This is a genomic window from Chelatococcus sp. KU-N122, from assembly GCF_055391085.1.
The window spans coordinates 7,003,678-7,024,705 of the sequence record NZ_AP043981.1 but is presented as its reverse complement, the minus strand read 5'-3'; the positions used below and the strand labels follow the sequence as shown (position 1 = coordinate 7,024,705).

The 21,028-nt window shown below is 67.7% G+C and carries 16 protein-coding genes; 6 read left to right on the top strand and 10 right to left on the bottom strand.

The genetic code is table 11. The features are described 5' to 3' along the window. Positions 1-53: 53 nt before the first annotated feature. The 9 genes from ACZ5PO_RS31725 to ACZ5PO_RS31685 all read right to left on the bottom strand — a co-directional run bounded on the left by ACZ5PO_RS31725 (position 54) and on the right by ACZ5PO_RS31685 (position 14,502). Entirely contained in the window at positions 54-1,493 is a 1,440-nt protein-coding gene (locus tag ACZ5PO_RS31725; protein ID WP_464186500.1) for an LLM class flavin-dependent oxidoreductase, read from the bottom strand. A gap of 34 nt (positions 1,494-1,527) precedes the next feature. Continuing rightward, positions 1,528-2,283: a MetQ/NlpA family ABC transporter substrate-binding protein gene (locus tag ACZ5PO_RS31720; RefSeq protein WP_464186499.1), complete on the bottom strand. Its 756-nt coding sequence runs from the start codon at positions 2,281-2,283 to the stop codon at positions 1,528-1,530. 99 nt (positions 2,284-2,382) lie between these two features. Further along, on the bottom strand, positions 2,383-3,993 hold the full coding sequence (locus ACZ5PO_RS31715) for a rhodanese-like domain-containing protein (RefSeq protein WP_464186497.1): 1,611 nt from the start codon (positions 3,991-3,993) through the stop codon (positions 2,383-2,385). A gap of 175 nt (positions 3,994-4,168) precedes the next feature. Then, positions 4,169-4,585 (bottom strand): GFA family protein, encoded by a 417-nt coding sequence (locus tag ACZ5PO_RS31710; protein WP_464186496.1) that lies wholly within the window; start codon positions 4,583-4,585, stop codon positions 4,169-4,171. Positions 4,586-4,687: 102 nt separating this feature from the next. Next, positions 4,688-5,617, bottom strand: coding sequence for a ChuX/HutX family heme-like substrate-binding protein (locus ACZ5PO_RS31705; protein WP_464186495.1), 930 nt, complete (start codon positions 5,615-5,617; stop codon positions 4,688-4,690). Between the two features lie 178 nt (positions 5,618-5,795). Continuing rightward, positions 5,796-7,568 carry a diflavin oxidoreductase gene (locus ACZ5PO_RS31700; RefSeq protein ID WP_464186493.1) on the bottom strand — a complete coding sequence of 591 codons (1,773 nt, stop codon included), beginning with the start codon at positions 7,566-7,568 and terminating at the stop codon, positions 5,796-5,798. Beyond that, positions 7,565-13,090, bottom strand: a complete 5,526-nt coding sequence (locus ACZ5PO_RS31695; protein WP_464186491.1) for a glutamate synthase-related protein — start codon at positions 13,088-13,090, stop codon at positions 7,565-7,567. Before ACZ5PO_RS31695 ends, ACZ5PO_RS31700 begins: the two co-directional genes overlap by 4 nt. A 408-nt stretch (positions 13,091-13,498) precedes the next feature. Next, a complete protein-coding gene (locus ACZ5PO_RS31690; RefSeq protein ID WP_464186489.1) occupies positions 13,499-13,762 on the bottom strand; it encodes a hypothetical protein in 264 nt (87 codons plus the stop codon). 56 nt (positions 13,763-13,818) lie between these two features. Beyond that, complete coding sequence (locus ACZ5PO_RS31685) at positions 13,819-14,502, bottom strand: helix-turn-helix domain-containing protein (RefSeq protein WP_464186488.1); 684 nt, start codon at positions 14,500-14,502, stop codon at positions 13,819-13,821. A 204-nt stretch (positions 14,503-14,706) separates the two neighbouring features. Here ACZ5PO_RS31685 and ACZ5PO_RS31680 point away from each other — a divergent pair, with 204 nt between their 5' ends. The 3 genes from ACZ5PO_RS31680 to ACZ5PO_RS31670 are packed head-to-tail and all read left to right on the top strand — an operon-like array spanning position 14,707 to position 18,513. Further along, positions 14,707-15,540, top strand: a complete 834-nt coding sequence (locus ACZ5PO_RS31680) for a universal stress protein (protein ID WP_464186486.1) — start codon at positions 14,707-14,709, stop codon at positions 15,538-15,540. Between the two features lie 8 nt (positions 15,541-15,548). After that, on the top strand, positions 15,549-17,465 hold the full coding sequence (locus tag ACZ5PO_RS31675; RefSeq protein ID WP_464186485.1) for a PHA/PHB synthase family protein: 1,917 nt from the start codon (positions 15,549-15,551) through the stop codon (positions 17,463-17,465). Positions 17,466-17,517: 52 nt separating this feature from the next. Then, positions 17,518-18,513 (top strand): bifunctional enoyl-CoA hydratase/phosphate acetyltransferase, encoded by a 996-nt coding sequence (locus ACZ5PO_RS31670; protein WP_464186484.1) that lies wholly within the window; start codon positions 17,518-17,520, stop codon positions 18,511-18,513. A gap of 275 nt (positions 18,514-18,788) precedes the next feature. On the opposite strand, the gene ACZ5PO_RS31665 is transcribed toward ACZ5PO_RS31670, so the two are convergent. Then, entirely contained in the window at positions 18,789-19,607 is an 819-nt protein-coding gene (locus ACZ5PO_RS31665) for a universal stress protein (protein WP_464186482.1), read from the bottom strand. Positions 19,608-19,803: 196 nt separating this feature from the next. Between ACZ5PO_RS31665 and ACZ5PO_RS31660 the strand changes: the two genes are divergently transcribed. From ACZ5PO_RS31660 to ACZ5PO_RS31650, 3 genes are read left to right on the top strand one after another with little or no spacing between them, the layout of a single operon-like run. Beyond that, positions 19,804-20,208: a hypothetical protein gene (locus ACZ5PO_RS31660; RefSeq protein WP_464186481.1), complete on the top strand. Its 405-nt coding sequence runs from the start codon at positions 19,804-19,806 to the stop codon at positions 20,206-20,208. 11 nt (positions 20,209-20,219) lie between these two features. Beyond that, positions 20,220-20,621 carry a universal stress protein gene (locus ACZ5PO_RS31655; RefSeq protein WP_464186480.1) on the top strand — a complete coding sequence of 134 codons (402 nt, stop codon included), beginning with the start codon at positions 20,220-20,222 and terminating at the stop codon, positions 20,619-20,621. Next, positions 20,600-21,016 carry a hypothetical protein gene (locus ACZ5PO_RS31650; RefSeq protein WP_464186479.1) on the top strand — a complete coding sequence of 139 codons (417 nt, stop codon included), beginning with the start codon at positions 20,600-20,602 and terminating at the stop codon, positions 21,014-21,016. The genes ACZ5PO_RS31655 and ACZ5PO_RS31650 overlap by 22 nt, the downstream gene beginning before the upstream one ends. Positions 21,017-21,028 lie beyond the last annotated feature (12 nt).

The following is a 21,028-nucleotide window of genomic DNA, read 5'->3' as shown; positions in this document are numbered from 1 at the left end:
CGAATGGCCGATCTCGCCCAACCGAGCGGGCGCGCCCAACCGACTGTTGCTTCTCACGACAACCCGCTTGCACGGAGACCATCACCCAGCCTGCCGGGAGCAGCCTCCTCGACCGATCGGGGCGAGTAGCGGAACCGCTTGCCATAGTGGCGCGCCGACAGCAGCGGGCCCTGGCCGGCGAACAGCTTGTTCCGGAGGGTGCCTTCGGCATAGTCCTCCTTGTAGACACCGCGCTGCTGCAGCTCGGGAACCACCAGGTCGACGAAATCCTCGTAGCTTTCCGGTGTCACGACCCGCATCAGATTGAAGCCGTCGACGTCGGTCGCGCGCACGAAATCCGTCAGCTGATCGGCAACTTGAGAGGGCGAGCCGACGATGGGCGTATTGCGCGCGCCGAGCTTCATCAGCTCGAGCAGGCGCCGCACCGTCCAGGGCCGGCCTGGATTGTATCGCGTGATGGATTCCAACGCGGCCACCATGGCCTGGGTGCCCTGCATTTCGATGGGCTCATCGAGACCGTAGCGGGACAGGTCGACGCCGATCGAGGCGCAGAAATGCGTCAAGCCGGCCGCTGGGCTTGCATGGCGCTGGTACTCGAGGAATTTCTCCTGCGCGGCCTTTTCGCTCCTGTCGACGATGACGATGGCGCCGGAGAAGATCTTGATGTCGTCCGCGGCCCGGCCGTTGGCCACGGCGCGCTCGCGCAGATCGGCGACGATGGCCTTGGTCAAGTCAACGGTCAGCGAGTTGGTGAAGACGCATTCCGCATGCCGAGCGGCGAATGCCCGGCCGCGCGGCGATCCGCCGGCCTGATACAGGACGGGCGTGCGCTGAGGCGACGGCTCGCTCAGATGGATGGCATCGAGCTGATAGAAGGGGCCATCGTGCCGGATCCGATGCACCTTGGCCGGATCGGTAAAGCGCCTGTCGTTCCTGTCCCTCACGACGGCGTCGTCTTCCCAGCTTCCCTCCCAGAGCTTGTAGGCGAGATCGAGATAGTCATCCGCCATATCGTAGCGGTCGTCATGACGGATCTGCTCCGTCAGTCCCATTGCGCGCGCGGCGCTGTCCAGATAACCGGTCACGACGTTCCATCCGATACGGCCGCCGGTCAGGTGATCCAACGTGGAAAAGCGCCTCGCCAGGAGATACGGGCGCTCATAGGTGAGGTTGGCCGTCACGCCGAAGCCGAGGTGTCGCGTGGCATGGGCCATGGCCGAGATCAGAACGATCGGATCGTTGATCGGCACCTGAACGGAATCGCGCAAGGCCGCGTCCGGCGACGCGCCATAGACATCGTTGGCGCCGATCACGTCCGCCAGGAACAGCCCGTCGAATTTGCCGCGCTCCAGCGTCTGCGCCAGCTTCACCCAGTAATCCAGCCGGGTATAGTCCGGCGACTGGTCTCGCGGATGGGTCCACATGCCGTGGCAGATGTGCCCGACACTGTTCATGTTGAACGCGTTCAGAAGGATTTTCTTGTCGGATCCCATGGGGGCCTTTTGACCGTGTGACGGCGCCGTGCGGCTACCAGGCAAAGCCGATTTGTCCGCTGTAGAGCTTGGTCAGGATGGCCTTCACCTCCGGGTCGCCGTTGTAGATCTTGATGAACTGCGCGACCCGTGGATCGTTGGCATCTTCGGTGCGCGTCACCCAGTGAATCGCATAGGTGTTGCTCGGCTTCTCGAACACCAGCGCGCCGGCCGGATCCTGGCCGGCGAGCTTGACGAAGGACGGAAACGTCAATCCGAGATCGACGTCCGGCAGCGAGCGCACCACCTGCTGAGCCTCGACCTGGACAATCTTGATGTTCTTCGGGTTCTCCACGATGTCGTGCAAGGTCGCGTTGACATCGGCGCCGTTCTTCAGCTTGATGATGCCGAGGGCCTGCAGGAACAGCAGCGCTCGGCCGGTGTTGACCGGATCGTTGGCGATCGAAACCTTGGCTCCGTTCGGCAGATCGTTGAGCGACTTCAGCTTGGTCGAGTAAGCACCGAGCCAGGAGATGTACCCCGGAGCGACGGGAGTAAAGTTCCAATTGTTGGCTTTCTTGGCGTTCTCCAGAAAGGGAATGTGCTGGAAGTAATTCACGTCGGCATCTTTGTTCGCCAGTATCGTATTGGGGGCGACCCAATCCGTCAGTTCGATGATCTTCACGTTCAGCCCCTGCTGCTCCGCCAGTCGCGCGGCGTGGCGGACTGCTTCGTTGGCTGGACTGGAGGCCAGCGCGATGCGCAGCGGCTGGTCGGCTGCGGCCGCACCGGAGGAGAGGCCGAGCAGCAAGGCCAGGCCGAGGGGCAGACCGAGGAAGCGCCGACGAGAATGCATGGTCAGAAGCCCGATTGGTTATAGGCGGTTTACGGGGACGCGACGCCGAGCTGCCTAGCCGGCCGGCCATCGAAACTGGACGGTATCGTCCTGCGGCACGCTGTGACCCAGCCCACGCTCCCACCTGAGATAGTCGCGGAATGGCTGTTCGCGCTGCGCCTTGACGCGCATGGGCGAGCCCCAATCGTCATCGAAGGGCGAGAGCAGCTGCTCAGGCTCGTAACCGGCCTCTACCGGGAGGCCCGCCGCGCGCCATGCCTCCGTTCCGCCTTCCAACGCATAGGCGTCGATGCCGAACAGGCGACGACTCTCGGATGCCGCATAAGCCGCGTTGATTCCGTCGGGCGATGTAAAGAGCGCGGCCTTCGGGGCGGTGTGCGCTTCAAGCCAGGTGGGCAACGCGGATCGCAAGACGAAGCGCGCTCCCGGAACATGTCCCTGCTCGAAGGCCAGGCTCGGTCCCACGTCGAACGCCTGTAAGCCGCTCCCGATACGAGCCGCGGCCTCGGTCGGCGTCAGCCACCGGACGTCGTCGGGGAGGGCGGGCGTCGGCGCGCCGGCCACCGCCGCATCCGCATCCAGGGGCAGGATGTGGACCTCCGCATCGTCGAAATGAGACAGCCAGTATGCCGTTACCGCCGCGCGCTTCAGATGACCGTCATCGACGAGAACGACGCGGGCCTGTCGCACGGCGACCTGCACGTCGTACGTCATCACCAACTGTCCTCCAGGCGCCGACAAGGCGTCCGGAAGATGCCCCTGCACGTACGCGGCTTCCGGCCGCACATCGAAGACGTAGAGCGCGCGCTCCTCTCGTTCGGCCAGGAAGGCGAGGTATTGCGCTTGGCCTATGATGGCCAGCCCATGGCCGCGCACAATGCTTTCAGCTTGCCGTCGGAGCGTATCGTCCGAGGCCAAGGGGGCTAGCGGCTCGTGATGGTCTCCCGGACCGGTCGGCAGTCCATGCAGGACGGCGGCCATGATGCCGTCTTCGAGGAAGGCGACGTTGGCCTGCCCATCCAGACGGGCCAGGGTCGTCGTACCGACGATGCCGCGCGTACGACTGAAGCAGCTCACGACCCAAAGGTGATCGGGGTCGGTGTTGCTGTCCAAGTCGTAGAGCGCGAGCTCCACGCCGGGCGCGTTGCGGGCGCCGGCGAGGGAGAGGTTCCGGTGCTCGTGCGCCGGGCGGCAATCGATGAGCGTGGTCGCCCGGCCATCGTCCAAGCGGGCCTGAAGCTGCTCCGGCGTGATCGTGGGCGTTTCATAGCGCGCGTGCGCCAAGTCGGCGAACGTCTTCACCAGGGTGTTGTATCCCGTGCCGAGCGCATAGCCGCCGGCCGCCCACGCCGCGATCCCGCCGGCAAGGACGCGCACATCGCGATAGCCCAGGTTGATCAACTTGGTTCGCGCCTCATCGGCCAAGTTCTTGCCGTCATCGTCGATGACGACGATCGGCACGGACCTGCGCGGAACGGTCCGCGATATCTGAGCTTCGAGGCTGCTCAACGCCTGATGCGACGAGAGGTTGATGTGGCCTTGCGCAAACGCCTTCGCCTCGCGGACATCAAGAAGCGCGATTTCATGACGCTGAACTAATTCCTGATGGAGGCGAGTTGCGTCGATCTGTATGTTCGAGGCGAAAATAGAAGGCGTGTGCTGCACTCGCTGTATCTCCATGGTATCTTATGCGTACCATTGGAAAAACAGCGCCTTCAATAGAATAGCATTTCATTTTTGCAGCTAGCGGGAACTGCAATTTCTCAAATCGTGTGCCGCGTGCGGGTCATCTGTCGGGAAACATCATCCCCCGTAGCGTAGCCGTCGCGGCAGTAGCGGCCTAGCTCAAGGGCGTGGTCTGGTCGCGCAGCAGCAGGGTGCCCGCTGGGAAGTCGACCCAGTCCGCCTTGCTCTCGCACCACGCGACGACCTGCGGGCGCTGGAACGTCGGATCCGCGAAGGCCCCGACGGGAATGCCGATCATGCCGGGCATCGCTTCCAATTCCGTCGTGATGGTCGAGCCGCATGCCGGACAGAAGGTAAATTTGACGCGTCCTCCTGAGCTGCCCGTTCGGACGAACGTGGCGGACGATCCCTGACGTGCCCTCACCTGATCGTGTGCCCAGCGCGAGGCCACCGCGAAGACGCTGCCGGACCGCCGTTGGCAGCAGGTGCAGTTGCAAGCGGATACCAGAGAGGGTTCTCCCGCCACGGTGACGGTCAGCTCTCCGCACTGACACTTGGCCGTCCGCTCCATGGTCCGCTCCCCGTGTCTTGCGCGCCTGCCATGGTGAAGCCCAGGGGAGATCAGTCAAGCCCCGCCCGCCGACGGCGCAACGGTGGCGACGACCGAGCGGCTCTACGAGACCGGCCCGGCCCGGCGCGCGTCCGGTGCAATCCGCGGCAGCGACAACAGCAACTGCTCCCAGTAGCGCTCTAGCCCCAGGTTGCCGAGGCCGAGCGCAATAAACTGCGCGATGCAGTGGAACCGCCAATCGTAGAGCTCGACCATGTAGGCGGAATGGTCGTCGGCCCCGAAGCGCGTGACCCAGGCCTCTTCGATCTCGCTATGGTCGAAGGACAGGGTGCAGCCGCCGGAGCTCACCAGGATGAGCGCGTCCGAACGCCGAACCGTTTCCAGCGCGGCCTGGTGGATCTGGATGGCGCCCGCGTTGCCGACCGACTGCGCCAGCGGCATCCGGACGTCCGCCGCCAGGGTGAGCATCTCGAAGACCATCTCGGGCGGCACCCGCCAGGCCCAGTTCCGGCCCCAGTCGGGGAGGGCGGCCCGCCGGGCGAGGCCGTGGTCGCCGAACACGCTGTCGATCTGCCGCGCGCAATCGCCGGTCGGCTCCGGGGCCGTCGTGGACAGAAGCCGCGCGTCCGTGATCGGCTGCTCTTCCGCTTCCCATCTGTGGATCAACCGCATGAACGCGAGATCGTCGGGGCATTCCGTCAGGAACGATTTGTGCAGAACCGCGCCCGTATCGCTGAAGAATTGCACCGAACAGGGCAAGCGGTTCGATTTCGTGCGCTCGACCGCGAGCATCGTCTCTACGGCCGGTCCATAGAGCCGAACGCAGGTGGCGCCCTCCTGCGACAGCAGCGGCCCCCCGGCGAATTGCGGCGCGGCATATCGGCCGATGCGCGTCATCACCGCCGCCGTATTCATGGTGACAGCGAGAGCCATGCCGAGCTGCTGGAGATCGTCGGCGATGCGCTCCACCGGCGCGAACAGGCGGGTTCCGCAGAAACCGGGCTCCGTCGTCAGCGCGTCCAGTTCGCTCACGACAGGGCGAAGGCAGCCTCCTCGCCCGCAGGCTGACGGCATGATGTCTCGATCCTCGCGATGGGCCAGGGCGGTCCGCGATTGGGCGGGCTCGCCCGATCGCCGAGAAACGCCCAGATTCAGAGAGTTGGAGCTTCTCGCGATCGGATGGTCACATCCGATTGCGAAAAGCTCCAGGTCAGTAGACGTCCCGTTGGTAGCGCTTCTCGCGCCGCAACGTCGCGACGTAGTCGGCGGCCGCCTCGGCGGACAGGCTGCCATGGGCAGCGACGATCTCGTGGAGCGCGTCATCGACGTCGCGCGCCATACGGCTGGCATCGCCGCAGACATAGAAGTGGCCGCCATCCTCCAGCCAGGCGAAGAGGTCGCGGCCGTTCTCGTGCATGCGTGTCTGCACGTAGATCTTCTCGGCCTGATCGCGGGAGAAGGCGAGGTCGAGGCGGGTCAACAGCCCGTCGCGGCTCATGGTGGCGAGCTCGTCGGCATAGATGAAATCGCTGTCGCGGTGCTGGTCGCCGAAGAACAGCCAGTTGCGCCCGCCGGAGCCCTGGACGCGGCGCTGGTGCAGGAAGGCGCGGAACGGCGCGATGCCGGTGCCCGGCCCGACCATGATCATCGGCGCCTGAGGATCGGACGGCGGACGGAAGGCCTTGTTCGGCGAGACGAAGATGCCGGCGCTGGCGCCTTCGCCCAGCCGATCCGCGAGAAAGGTCGAGCACACCCCGCCATGGGCGCGTCCGTTGTCGTGCCAGCGAACGGCGGCGACGGTCAGATGCACGGCGCCCGGATGGGCGAGCGGGCTCGACGAGATCGAATAGGCCCGGTGCTGCAACGGCTTCAACCAGCCCAGGACCTCGGCGGCATCGAACCGAAGCGCGGGATTGAGATCGAGCAGGTCGAGCACGTCCTTGCCCCAGAGCCAGGCGTCGAGCGCCTCGCGGTCGCCGTGGCGCAGCACGTGGGTCAGGCTTTCGTCGCCGGCGCGAGCCGCGATCGCCGCGATCAGCTCGCGCGACGGCGTCACGATCTCGCGGGCGCCGGTCAACACCTCGCCGAGCAGCGCCTCGGTGCCGGGCGCCGGATCGTCGAAGGCAGCGCCGAGGCGGGCGAGCAGCGCCGCGACGAGGGCGGGATCGTTGCGCGGCACGACGCCGAGCGCATCGCCGGCCTCATAGCTAAGGCCACTGTCGCCAAGGGCGAATTCATAGTGGCGGATGTCCTTGGCCGAATGCTCGCCGGAAAGCCGCCGGTGAGCCGTAAGGGGGGCGGGGTAGGGGGCCTTGCGGGTCCATTCGGACCGGGACGGCGACAAGGGAGCCGGCGTCGGCTGGGTGGCCGTTGCGGTCGCCGCGCCGCTCTCGCCCCTCGGGAACAGCGGCAGGGTGCAGGCGATCCAGTCGGCCGCTGGCTGGTCGTAGTCGACGTCGCAGTCGAGGCGGGCGGCGACGCGCCTGGCGCCGAGCTGCTCGAGGCGGGTATCGATCAGCTTCCCCGCCTGGCAGAAGCCGTCATAGGCGGTGTCGCCCAGCGCCAGCACGGCGTAGCTCGTCGCCTCCAGGCGCGGCGCGTCGCCGGCCGAGAGCGCGGTCCAGAAGAGTTCAGCATTGTCCGGCATCTCGCCGTCGCCATAGGTGGAGGTGACGATGGTGACGCGCTCCATGGCCGCGAGGCGTGCCATGTCGACCTCGTCGAGGCCGAGCACCATCGGCTCCAGTCCCTGGGCGCTGGCAGCGGCGGCGGCCTCCTGCGCGAGAAGCTCGGCATTGCCGGTCTGCGTGCCGTAGAGGATGTGCACGACCGGCCGGGCGGCTTGGTCCGGCGACGCCGCTGTTGCCGCAGCCGCGGCAGGCGCGCCGGCGAGCCGCGAATGCAGGCCGGCGAGAAAGCCCGCGAGCCAAACGCGCTGCTCGCCACTGAACGGCGCATCGTCGGGAATGGCAGGGATCTTCATGGCATGGCTCGGGAGAAGGCGACGAGATCGGGCACGGCGGCCCGCGCGAACAGCTCCTCGTAGCTCGGCACCCGCCCGAGGATGTCCCGGTTCTTGGCGCTCTGGCGGAGGATCCAGCCGTAGGTGCCGGGGCTGTCCATCGACAGCACGTTGCGTTGGCTGAGGGCGCTCTTGTAGTCGCCGAGCCGCTTGTCGGCGACGAGGGCCGCCAAGTCCTCGTCCGGGTAGTGCTGCAACGCCTCGCGTGCGTGACGCTGGATCTTCTGCATCAGCGCGAAATCTTCGGTCATGACGAGCTTGCGCACGCCGCTGACGACGGCCGGGTCGGCCACATCGGTCGTGCCCGGCCGCCGCGCGAGCGCGAGCTGCTGGGCCATAGCCAGCACGGTGTAATTGTTGAGCAGGAGGAGCATGTCGGCGTTGTCCGCCGCGCCGTCGGGCGGGACGGCACCGCCGAGGATCGGGCGGCCGTCACGATAGGCGAGCTTGAACTTGCGGAGCTGGTGACCCGCGACCGCCACCGCCAGCTCCTCCAGCAGATCCTTGCGTGTCTTCGCCGTCAGGATCGCCCCGCTGTCCTGGTACTGCAGCAGCGCCACGGGCAGGCCGTAGACGAAGTTATGGCGCTCGGCCTCCCAGTTCTCCAGCAGCCAGGCCGCCTTGCGCGAGCCGGCCGCGGCGAGGTGCCATTCCAGCAGGAGGCGTATCGCGCCGGCATGGATGGCGGCCTCCTCCGCTTCGCCTTCGCCCTGGCGCTGGCCCGTCACCGGGAAGAGCAGGATGGAATCGTGGCTGGCCTTGGCGGCGAGGTCGCCATAGGGATCGTATTGATAGACGAAGCCCCCGCTCATGCCGTTGCCGAAGCCCTTGCCGAAGGCGCCGAGATTGAGCACCGCGCCGTTCGTCATGTATTCGCAGCAGAAATCGCCGACGCCCTCGACCACGGCCGTGGCGCCTGAGTTGCGCACGGCGAAGCGGTCGCCGGCCTGCCCCTCCACGAACAGCCGTCCACCGGTCGCGCCGAACAGCGCGAAATTGCCGATCAGCACATTGCCGCCGGCCTCGTCGGCGCCGCCGCCGGGCGAGCGCACGGCGATCGAGCCGCCGCACTGGCTCTTGCCGACGCCGTCGTTGCAGGTGCCGATGTGGCGCATGACCATGCCGTCATTGCAGAAGGCGCCGTAGGACTGGCCGGCCGAGCCCGTGGTGGAGACGACGACGCTGTCGGGCCGCAGATAACGTCGGCCGCGATCGTCCTCGCACACCGCGGGCAGGGCGCGTGCCGTCGCCGCCGGCAGCTCGTGGTTCAGCAGCCGCTCGATGTCGATCGCGAGCCGGGCGCCGACGCTCTTGTTGCGGTTGCCGAGCCGCGTGTCGGCGAGCGCGACGCCCTCCTGCGCGCCATCGATCAACGCCGCCCTGACCTGGGCGCCGAAGCCGTCGTCTAGCAGGTAGTCGGCTTCCATGTAGACCGGCTCGTCGACGCGGATCGCGTCGATCACGGCCAGCATGGCGGTCAGATCGAGCTGGCCCACGCTCGCCGGATGGTCGAGCAGGTGCAGGAGGTCGCAGCGCCCCCGTGCCTCCGCCAGCGAGCGCAGGCCGAGCGAAGCCAGAATCTCGCGCGTCTCGTGCGCGATGTTCATCAGGTACTGTGCCAGCGCTCGCGGATCACCGTCGAACAGCTCGGAATTGGTGGTGAGGCCGGCGGGGCACTTGATGTTGCAGTTCTTGGCCATGACGCATTTCAGCATCATCAGCGCCGTGGTGCCGAACTCGAAGGAATCGCCGCCGAGCAGCGCCGATTTGACCACGTCGCTTGCCGTTTGATGCGCACCCGAGCAGCGCAGCGTCACCTTCTGCCTGAGCCCGTTGGCGCAGAGCGCCTGGTGCACCTCGGCGACGCCGATCTCGGCGGCCCGGCCCGTGTACTTCAGGCTGGTGACGGCTGCGGCACCGGTGCCGCCGGTGTTGCCCGCGACATTGACGACATCGGCGCCGGCCTTGGCAACGCCGACCGCGATGGTGCCGATGCCCTCCGACGAGACCAGCTTGACGATGACGCGCACCCGCGCCGCCTTGCAGTCGTGGATGAGCTGGGCGAGATCCTCGATCGAGTAGGTGTCGTGATGCGGCGGCGGCGAGACCAGTTCGACGCCCGGCGTGCCGCCGCGGGCGGCGGCGATCTCGACGGTGACCTTCTGGGCTGGAAGCTGTCCGCCTTCGCCCGGCTTGGCGCCCTGGCCGATCTTGATCTCGATCTCCTCCAGCGCCGGGTCGGCGAGATAGCCGGCCCAGACGCCGAAGCGGCCGGAGGCGAGCTGCTTGATGCGGGAGGCGCGGATGCTGCCGTAGCGCGAGATGTGCTCGCCGCCCTCGCCCGAATTCGACAGGCCGCCGACCATGTTGGTGCCGTGCGCCACCGCCTCGTGCGCCGGAGCGTTGAGCGCGCCGTGGCTCATCGCGCCGGCGGTCAGGAGCCGCGTGATCGCGCTCGCCGGCTGCACCTCCTCGAGCGTGATCGAGTCGGGGGCGCTGCGCAGCAGCGCCAGCCAGTCCTGCGCCTGCCCCGTCACACGCACCGCCAGGCCGCCAGCCTCGAGCCAGTGGCCGAGGATGTCCGCCCTGAAGCGCGTCAGCAGCGATTGGCCGAGCGCGGCGAGCCGGCCGGGATCGCCACCGAGCGGGCCGGTCAGCCCGAGCAGGAACGTGTCCGGCGCCATGCGCTCGCAGGTCAGCCCGCGCACGAGGAAGCCGGTGTTGCCCCGGCGCGAGAACCTGCCCATCTCGCGCCTGAAGTCGTCGGCGTGGCTGACGAAGGTGACGTCAGCCGGCAGCGCCAACACGTCGCGCAGCGCGGCGGGGCGGCGCATGCGCTCCTCCGCCATCAGGCGGCTGAAGGCGCGATAGCCGGGTGTGATCCGGAAGCCATCGATGGCCTCGGCCGTCAGCGCTTCGAAGCTGGTGGCCCGGTAGGCCGTCGCATCGAGCCCGAAGGCATCGGTCAGCCGATTGAGCGGCAGGAGGCGCAGCGGCCCGGCATCGTCCTCCTCACGCCCCGTCGCCACCCCGAAGGCGAGCGTCTCCTCGGTCATGTCGACGAAGCCGCGCACCGCGGCGGTGCCGAAGGAATGGCCGGCGCCTTGGGCCCGCTCCTTGAACAGGCCGAGCAGGGGGATGTCCGCCTCTCCCTGGACCGAGAGGGCCTTGGCGTGCCAGTCGGCGACGGCCTGCGCGATCACGGCGAAGGTCACCCCGCCGACCGGCGTGCGCATGCTCGGGAAATAGCGCTTGAGCACCGGATCGTTGGTGTCGAGGAAGTTGGGCTCGAAGAACTCGCCGCCGATATAGCTTTCCGCCGTGCAGAGCCCGACCTTGCCCATGGTCTTCATGAGCGATTTTTCGGCCGCCTTGGCGAAACGCTTGAACGCCTTGTCGGCGTTCGTGCCGTGCTTTTCCTCGGCGCGGAACTGCACGCAGAGTGGATAGACCGCCGATGCGCCGAAGCCGAGCGCGGTGGCGATATGGTGCGAGGAGGCGATCTGTCCGCTCTCGGCGATGAGCGAGACCCGCAGCCTGAGCCCCTCGGCGATCAGCCGCTGATTGACCGCCGAGATCGCCAGGATCAGCGGCAGAGCCGCCCGCTCTCGCGCCACATGCCGGTCGGTGAGCACGGCGATGCCGCCGTGCTCCCGGGCGAACGCCGCGACGGCATCGCAGAGCGTCTCGATGGCCTCGACGAGCGCCTCGGCGTTGGCCGGGGCGTCGCCGAAGACGGGCTGATAGAGCATGTCGAAGCGTTGAAACGGCGTCGCCCGCTGCTCGCGGATCTTCAGCATCTCCAGGTGCGTGAGGATCGGCGAGCGGACGACGATCTGCGGTGCCGTGGCCGCGCTGGTGTTGGGCTTGGCGCCGAGCGCCACGCGCAAGGTCATGCCGTCGGCCTCGCGCAGCGAGTCCAGCGGCGGATTCGTCACCTGCGCGAAGCGCTGCGAGAAATATTTGGCGACGCCGCCCTCCTGGTCGGAGAGGGCGTTGATGGCGTTGCCGTAACCCATCGCCGAGATCTTCTCGGCGCCGTTCTCCAGCATCGGGTCCATCAGGAACCGGAAGCTTTCCTGATTGTGCGAATAGGCGACATAGCGTTGGTGGCGCTCGAGATCGCCGCTATAGCGCAGCGGCGACCCCTGCGCCTCGGCCGGGATGTCGGGCAGCGCTTCCAGGGTCACGCGCGTGGCTTCGACCAGCGCGGCGTAGTCGCGCTGCGCCGCCAGCATCTCCAGCGCCTCGACGGTGCCGCGAGCGCGCTTGGCACGGTGGTCCCAATAAAGCATGCCACCGGCCTCGATGCGGCCGCGCCGCAGCACGCTCTCGGGCGGGAAGTCGATCTGACCCGCTTCCGACATGACGCACAGGTAGTCGGCGGTCTCGACCGTGCGCAGCGGACGCAGGCCCAGCCGGTCGAGCCGTGCGCCGACGATCTCGCCGTCGCCGAAGATCAGCGCCGCCGGACCATCGTTCTTCTCCTCGTAGAGCGAGAAATATTCGAGCATGGCCCGCACGGGAGGCGACAGGGTCTCGTCGTTCTCCCACGCCGGCGGCATCATCGAGACCACGGCGGTGACGAGGTCGAGGTCGTCCTGCATCATGCGGCTCTGCAGCGTCTGGTCGAGCCGGCAGGAATCGGACTGGCCCCTCGGGGCTACGATGCGCCCGTTGCGGGCCCTGGCGACCGCGGCCTCCGAGAGGCGGTTCTTCTTGTCGGTATTGAGCTCGCCATTGTGGGCCATCAGCCGGAACGGCTGGGCCATGGAGGGGTGCGGGTCGGTGTTGGTCGAGAAGCGGGTGTGGAAGAACAGCGTGTGGACGGCATGGTCGGGATCGGCCAGGTCGCGGAAATAGGGGATGACCTCGTTGGAGTTCAGCCGCCCCTTGAGCACCTGCGTGCGCGCCGAGACCGAGAGCGGATAGAAGCCGTCCAGCGCTGGATCGGTGAACGCTTCCGCCTCGATCACCAAGAGCGCCCGGTGGATCGCTCGGTCGAAGGCGTCGAGCGTCCGGCACGAATCAGGGGCGGTGAAGACCCATTGCCGGATGGCGAGCTGGTACCGGGACGCCGCCGGCCGGAGCGCCGCCAAGTCGACCGGCATCTCGCGCTCGAGCAAGATCGCCAGCCCTTCGTCGGCAAGAGCCGCCATGATGATGCGCCGTGCCGGCTCATGCTGGGCGCCGTCGCGCGGCATGAAGAAATTGCCGACGCCGAAACGGCCGGCCTTCAGCTCAGGGCGCCCCGTCAGCCTGCGGAAGAAGGACAGCGAGAGGTCGATGCAGACGCCGGCACCGTCTCCGACGCCCTCCGACGACATCCCGCCGCGATGCGGCACGGCGCAGAGCGCCTCGTGTGCCTTGCGCAGCACGTCCGCGGTCTGGTTGCCGTCCTTGCGCGTGATGAAGCCCACCCCGCAGCTGCTCTTGTCGAGCTCCGCATCGTAGAGCCCAAGGCTGGTGTCGGGCGTGCTCAAGGACGATGGGCCTCACAAACGCATGACTGCGGGAGCCCGGTTGTTCGCTGGCCACGGCGATGGGCGGCATCAACTATCCGAGCATTCGAAGTCTCTCCATAAGTGGCGATCGCGCACGGCGCAAGTTATTGATCGTAAAGTATAAATAGAACTATTTTAATTCAAGTTCAGCTTGGGATGTTTCGGGCTGGATGCCCCGCCCATAGATTGCGGACGTGGAGCCGTGTTGCTGCGACGGAGCGCGTGCCGATGGCGCGGCGGAGCACCCTCACTGCGGGGGCCGGGGCGGACAGATGCTGGAATGTCGAAGCCGCGACGCGAAGACGCTCCCTGCAAGCGGGTAGGCGAGGCCTTGCTCTGAGCCACGGGCGGCGGGCGATTGCGCCGTCCCGGCTGCCGCGCCTTCCGCTACCGGGGTTCCGTCAGGCGATTGACCAGCCCGTCGCGGGCCGTTTTGCCCTTGCGCACCGCTCCGAGCTTCACGAGCTCGATGGCGTCGGCGTGGAAGGTCCAGTGCGGAATGCGGCGCTGGCGGCAGAATTCGCCCTTGGCGAGACGAATGGCCTCGTCCTCGTCGCCGGCGTCGATGTCGACGTCGCCCTGGTAGGCGACGCAGCCGTGTCCCGTATCGTTGCACACGGCTTTGGTGAAGCGGACGTTGTAGCGCGGCATGATCGGACCTCCGTCGTTCGGTGATCTCCCCAAGCCCCCCGTTTGTGTGCGGCCGCTCAGTCCTCGACGGCCTGCTGCATCAGCGGCCTGTTCAGGACGAGGCGGCGGGCACCGGCAAGCGTCACGGCGCGCCGGCTTTGCAACTGCGACATGGAGCGGGACACGGTCTCGAGCGTGAGGCCGAGGTAGTCGGCGATGTCGCGGCGCGTCATCGGCAGCTCGATGCGGCCGGAGCCGCCGAGCCGAGCGTCCATCTCCAGCAGGAACGCGGCCACCCGCTCGAGCGCCGTCCGCCGTCCGAGCAGCAGCATGTGGTGCTCGGCGTGCTGGAGGTTCTTGGAGGCCGTGGCCCACAGCTGGCAGGCGACGGCGACGTTGTGGGTGGCGATGCGTTCGAGCTGGCGGCGCTTGAACATCAGCACGTGGGTGTCGACGATCGCCTCGGCCGTGAGCCGGTGGGTCTCGCCGGTCTCCAGGCCCAGAAGGTCGCCCGCCACGTGGAAGCCGTTGATCTGCCGGCGTCCGTCGCTCAGGATCTTGCAGGTGCGCACCGCACCGCTGACGATCTTGTAGACGTACTCGGCGTCCTCCAGCTCCCCGTAGATCTCCTCGTCGCGGGCATAGGCGAAAGGCGAGCCGATCAACTCCGGGCACCCCTCGAACAGGCTGGTCTCACCGTGGCCCGGCGCGCGTGCCGGAGCCGCGCGGGACGGGTTGAGGATGATGGCCTGGGTCGTCATCGGTGCTCTCCTCGCATCGCGTTCGATGACCAAGGGATACCGAGCCGCTGCCGCCGCCGAAATTCGGTGGCATCTCTTAAGGGCATTCCCCTAGGGGAAACTACGTAGCCGTCGCTATGCTCGCGCGCCGCGCCGGAGGCTTGACTTCCATCAAGCGCATCCCGCATCGGCCACGCTATCGTGGCGCCAGCCTGGGAGAGCGTAATGATCGCCAATCTGAAGAACGTGCTGATCGGCTTCAGCGCCGACGACAAGAAGCGGAGCTCGGCCGTGCCCTACGGCCTTGGGCTCGCCCAGGAAGCCGGGGCGCATGCCAGCATCCAGGTTCTGTCGTGCGAGCTGCCGGTTCCCCATTCCGTCTTCAGCAGCTTCGGCTCAGGCCTCATCCGCGAGGAGAACACCAACAGGATCAATGCGGCCCAGGCGGCCTGCGAGGCGGCGCGCCAGGACGCCGGGGCGCAAGGCGTTCCGTGCACTGCCCAAGCCGTGCAGCGGCCGTTCCCGGATGCGGTGAGCGCCTTCGGCGCGCAGGCCCGCGTGCATGGGCTCGTCGTCCTCGACAGCCGGCCCGACCCGCTCTCGCTGGAGCGCGCGCTGGCGGAAGAAGTGCTGTTCAACTGCGGGCGTCCAGCCCTCATCGTGCCTGACGGCCGGCAGGCCTTCCGCCTCGACCATGTGATGGTGGCGTGGGACGGCAGCGCCCGCGCGGCGCGGGCGTTGAACGACGCGCTGCCGCTCCTCGCCGCCGCGAAGACGGTCAACGTGGTCAGCATTGCCGAGGACGGCAAGGGCGACGCGCTGCCGGGCGCCGAGATTGCGCTCCACCTGGCTAGGTACGGCATCAAGGCCAAGCTGCTCGCGCTCGAGGCCGGGCCCGACGGTGCGCTCGGCACGCTGCGCGAGCAGTCGCATGCGCATCGGACCGACCTGATCGTGATGGGCGCCTTCGTTCATTCCTGGTGGCGGCAGGTCACGCTGGGCGGCGTCACGCAGTCCTTCCTGGCGGAGCCTCCGGCGCCGCTGTTCCTCGCTCATTGATGCGCACCATGTCAGCAAGAAACGAGCTTCAGGTCGAGCCGTCGGCCGCGCGGGCCCCGGCGTTGCCGCGGACTGCCGAGAACCGCGCTATCGGCGCGGTCGGTACGGCTGTCGTGCCGGCCGCCGCTGGCGGCGACGGCCGCCCATCGGCCAATCCGCCGCCACCGCCCGCCGCGCCCGTTGCCGGCGGCGACGCATCGGAGCGGGAGCTGCCCGGCTTCAGCGAGGCCCTCGACCAGATCGCCCACGCCCTGATGGCGCGAGCCACGGGCGGACTGTCACCGGCCGGATTGGCCGGCGCGTTGTTCGACTGGGCGGCGCACCTGGCCATGTCCCCCGGCAAGCAGGTCGAGCTCGCCACCAAGGCCAACCGCAAATGGGCCAGGCTCGCGACGTACACGCTGGGCCGTCTCGGCGGCCGCGAGCCGGAACCGTGTATTCAGCCGCTGCCGCAGGATCGCCGCTTCGTCGCTCCGGAATGGCACCGCTGGCCCTACGATGTGCTCTACCAGGCGTTCCTGCTGAACCAGCAATGGTGGCACAACGCGACCACGGGCGTGCCGGGCGTCACCAAGGCGCACGAGCGCGCAGTCGAGTTCGCGGCGCGGCAGGTGCTCGACATGGTCTCGCCGGCCAATTTCGCCGCCACCAACCCGGTGGTGCAGGCACGGACGTTCGCGACGGGGGGCGCCAACCTGCTGCAAGGGCTCGATAACCTGCGGGAGGACGCATGGCGCGAGATCGCCAACCTCAAGCCGGTCGGCGCCGAGCGCTTCGAGGTGGGGCGCGACGTCGCCGTCACGCCCGGAAAGGTGGTCTACCGCAACCACCTGATCGAGTTGATCCAGTACGCGCCGGCGACCGCGCAGGTGAGGCCCGAGCCCATCCTCATCGTGCCCGCCTGGATCATGAAGTACTATATCCTTGATGCCCTGCCGTCGAACTCGCTGGTCCGGTATCTGACCGAGCAGGGGTTCACGGTGTTCATGATTTCGTGGCGCAATCCGACTGCCGAGGATCGGGACACAGGGCTGGACGACTACCGCACCCAGGGGCTGGGCGCGGCGCTCGATGCCGTATGCGAGATCACCGGGGCGCAGAAGGTGCACAGCGTCGGCTATTGCCTGGGCGGCACATTGCTCGCCATCGCCGCCGCCACCATGGCGCGTGACGGCGACGACCGCCTCGCCTCCATGAGCCTGTTCGCCGCGCAAACCGACTTCACCGATGCGGGCGAGCTCACCCTGTTCGTCAACGAGAGCGAGGTGAGCTTCCTCGAAAGCCTGATGCGCAGCCAAGGCACGCTCGGCTCCAAGCAGATGGCCGGCGCCTTCCAGCTGCTGCGCTCGAACGACCTGATCTGGTCTCGCGTCGTCAACAGCTACCTGATGGGCGAGCGGCCGCCGATGAACGACCTGATGGCCTGGAACGCCGACGCGACGCGCATGCCCTACCGGATGCACTCGGACTATCTGCGCGGCCTGTTCCTCGACGACGACCTGGCGGAGGGCCACTTCGTCGTCGGCGACCGGCCGATCGCCCTGCGGGATATCCGCGTCCCGATCTTCGCCGTGGCCACCGAGCGGGACCACGTGGCGCCGTGGCGGTCGGTGTTCAAGATCCATCTCTTCGTCAATGCCGACGTGACCTTCCTGCTCACCACGGGGGGCCACAACGCCGGCATCGTATCGCCGCCGAGCCGGACCGACAGACGCTATCGGGTGCGCACGGAAAGCGGGCGCAGCCGGTATATCGATCCGGACGCCTGGCTCGCCGCAGCCTCGGCGAAGCAGGGGTCGTGGTGGCCGGAGTGGACGGCATGGCTCGCCACGCAGTCCGGCCCGCCGATCGCCCCTCCGGCGATGGGGGCGCCGCACCTGCCGCCGCTGACGGACGCGCCGGGAACCTACGTGCGCCAGACCTGAGCCCTGCGGCCGCATGCCGAAGGGCCACCCAAGAGCGTGAGAGGAGTTCAGAATGGACGTGCGGGTCGGCCAGGGGGGAGCGCGTGCCGGAGCCGCGCCTGCCGCGGCGAATGAGACGGGACCGATCGACGGCGCGGCATTCTACGATCGCCTCGTCCATATGGCGCAAGCCCTCGCGCCGGCGCGGACGGCGGTCGTGCATCCCTGTGACGTGCCTTCGTTTCAGGCGGCGCTCGAGGCCCAGGCCTGCGGCCTCATCGAACCCGTGCTGGTCGGGCCGCGGTCGCGGATCGAAGCGGTGGCACGCAGCCTGGGGCACGATCCCGCGGGGCTCGACATCGTCGACGCACCGCACAGCCACGCGGCCGCCGAGACTGCCGTGGCGCTGGCGCGCGCGGGCAAGGTCGCGGCCCTGATGAAAGGTGCCTTGCATACGGACGAGATCATCGAAGCGGCCGTGCGGCGGGATGCGGGCCTGCGCACGGAGCGGCGGATGAGCCATGTCTTCGCGCTCGATGTGCCGCACCACGGCAAGCCGCTGTTCATCACCGATGCGGCGATCAACATCGAGCCGACGCTCGAGGAGAAGCGCGACATCGTACAGAACGCGATCGATCTCTGCCGGGCCCTCGGTATCGCCGAGCCCAAGGTCGCCATCTTGTCCGCCGTCGAGACCGTGTCGTCGAAGCTGGCGTCGACCGTGGAGGCGGCGGCGCTGTGCAAGATGGCGGAGCGCGGCCAGATCGTCGGTGGGCGGCTCGACGGCCCGCTCGCCTTCGACAACGCCGTGTCGAAGGAGGCGGCGGCGACCAAGCACATCGTCTCGCCGGTGGCGGGCGATGCGGACGTGCTCGTCGTGCCCAACCTGGAGGCCGGCAACATGCTGGCCAAGCAGCTCATCTGGCTCGCCGGGGCGGACGCGGCCGGCCTCGTCCTAGGCGCCCGCGTGCCTATCGTGCTGACCAGCCGCTCCGACGATCTGAGGACCAGGCTGGCCTCGTGCGCGCTGGCGCAGATCTTTGCCCACAGCCGTAGCGCGCCGCGCTGACCGGATGGCGGCAAGCCTGACGAGAGCGCTTCGCGATTGAGTGGGCTCACCCGATCGCTGAAGAAGCGCTCCAAATCCGAAAGGTTATGAGCATTTCTCATCCATTGGATGGTAATCATCCAATGGCGAAAGGGTTGGCATCGGCGTAGCTGCCTCACTAATCGTCGTGGCCGAATCAGGCCCGGCCACGGCGTAGAAGATGTGAGGTATTGTGCTAATTCGATTGCCGACAACCTGCCAGGTCGCCGTGAAATACGCCAAAAGCGTCGACAACCTCAGTGCGACATCAGCACCGGCACGGTCATGCTCTCCAGGATGGTGCGGCTGGCGCCACCCAGGAGCGCTTCCATGAAGCGAGAGTGGCCGTAGGCGCCCATGACCAGGAGATCGCTCTCGTGGTCGGAGACGTGTGACAACAAGGCATCGGCCACCGGCATGGGGCTCGGCAGAACGTAGAACGTGGACTCGATGCCATGCCGGCCGAGGTAGCGGATCAGCCGCTTATGCGGCTCGTCGGCGACAGTGTGCTCGGGCGCGACGTGGACGATCTGCACCTGGCTCGCGCGCTGCAGCAGGGGGATGGCGTCCCGCATGGCGCGCGCCGCGGTCGCGCTGCCGTCCCAGGCGACCGTGACTTTGCCGAACGCGACCTCCCTGACGCCGATGTAGGGCACGATGAGCGTGGGGCGGGCCGAGTGGAGCAGGAGCGTTTCCAGGTGCTCGTCGGACGGCTTGATCCGGTCGGGCTGGCGCTGCTCGATGACGACGAGGTCGCAGGCGCGTGTCACCCCGAGCAGGCGCCGGCGCACGAATTCGCTCGAATCGCAGATGACGTGGCTGTCGATCTCCACGTCCGCCCGCGTGGCCTGGTGGGCGAAGGCCGCCACGGTCGCGCGCGCCTCGTCGTTGGCCTTCTCGCGTGCCGCGGCGATCATGTCGTAGCGCACTTCGGCGTTGGCGAATGTCGCGAACGGGGTGTCGGGCGCCACGCATACGGCGGTCAGATAGGATCTGAGCTCCTTCGCCAGCGTCAACGCGTACGGGGCCGCCTTTTCGCCGACGTCGTCGATGATGACGACAATATCCTTGAACATCGGTTGGCTCCGTTCATTGCAAGCCACGAACGACCGTGGGCGAACGTCTCGCTGGACGGCCGCTCGTCTGCATTGTGCCGGAGACGCCGAAACGATCCTTGATCTGCCGCAAGCGCCGAACCATCCGCTTGACTTCCATCAATGAAGCGCCCGTTCCAATATCTCATACTCAGTCGAGCGACGTGGAGCAGACGCGATGACGATCAGGACCATCATGGTTTCGCTGGACCTCGGCCCGAACGCCGGCGACCGGGTGAAGCTGGCGGCGGACCTGGCCGACCGTTTCGATGCGACGCTGATCGGCGCCGCCGCCCGCAAGATCGACTACTTTTCGATCGATCCCGCCGGCCTCCGAACCAACTCGCCGGTGATCGCGGAAGAGGAGCGGAGAATTGCCGCCGATCTCGACAAGGCCGAGCAACTCTTTCGCAGCGGGGCCGGCTCGTACGGCCGCCTCGAATGGCGTTCGGGCGTCGGCCTGCCTGGGCGGTTCCTGGCGGAGCACGCCCGCGCTGCCGACCTCGTCGTGGTTGCGCAGAACTGCGACCATGAGCGGTGGGGGCTCACTTTTTCATCGATGCGGGCGAAGCGGCGCTGGTGACGGGCAGGCCCGTGCTGGTCGTGCCGCCCGGCATTCGGCACGTGTCGGCGCGTCGCGTCGTCGTGGCCTGGAAAGACGTCCCGGAGGCGCGGCGCGCGGTGAAGGATGCGCTGCCCCTGCTGAGGAAAGCCGAAGAGGTCGTCGTGCTCACGGTCGGCGAGGGGGCGGACGGGGAGGGCGCACGCGACGTCGCACGCTACCTGCAGCGGGCCAATGTCGCGGCCGGCCCCGTGATCCGGCAGGGCAGCGAGACGGCGGCTGCGGCGCACATTCTCGAGGAGGCGGCGAAGTGCCGCGCCGATCTGATCGTCGCCGGCGCCTACGGCCACAGCCGGATGCGCGAGCTGCTCTTCGGCGGGGTGACGCACGAACTGCTTCACAAGGCTCCATTGTGCTGCCTGATGGCGCACTGATCGTGAACGAGGCGCATGCGATGCTGAAACATATTGTCCTCCATCTGGCACGATGCCCGGATTACCCTGCTGGCAGCGATCAGCACGGCTATGACATCGTCGCGCCGCTCGACGAGGATGGACATCTCGATGCGCAGGAGTGGGCGCACCAGCGAGCCCGGTGCCGGGTGCGCCGCTTCCGGGTGGGCGAGCCCGATCAGGTCGGGCAGCTCGTGCACCGCGCCGGCGGCGCCGGCGGCGCCACGTGGCTGATCGACTACGATGTCGATCGGGCCGACGACGATGAGGCCGGATATCGGCTGGACCGGCATCGTCTGATCGAGGGGGAGTACGTGTCGATTCGTGACGAGGACGACGACCGCACCTATCGTGTCGCTCGCGTCCAGGCGGAGTAAGCCAACCTGACG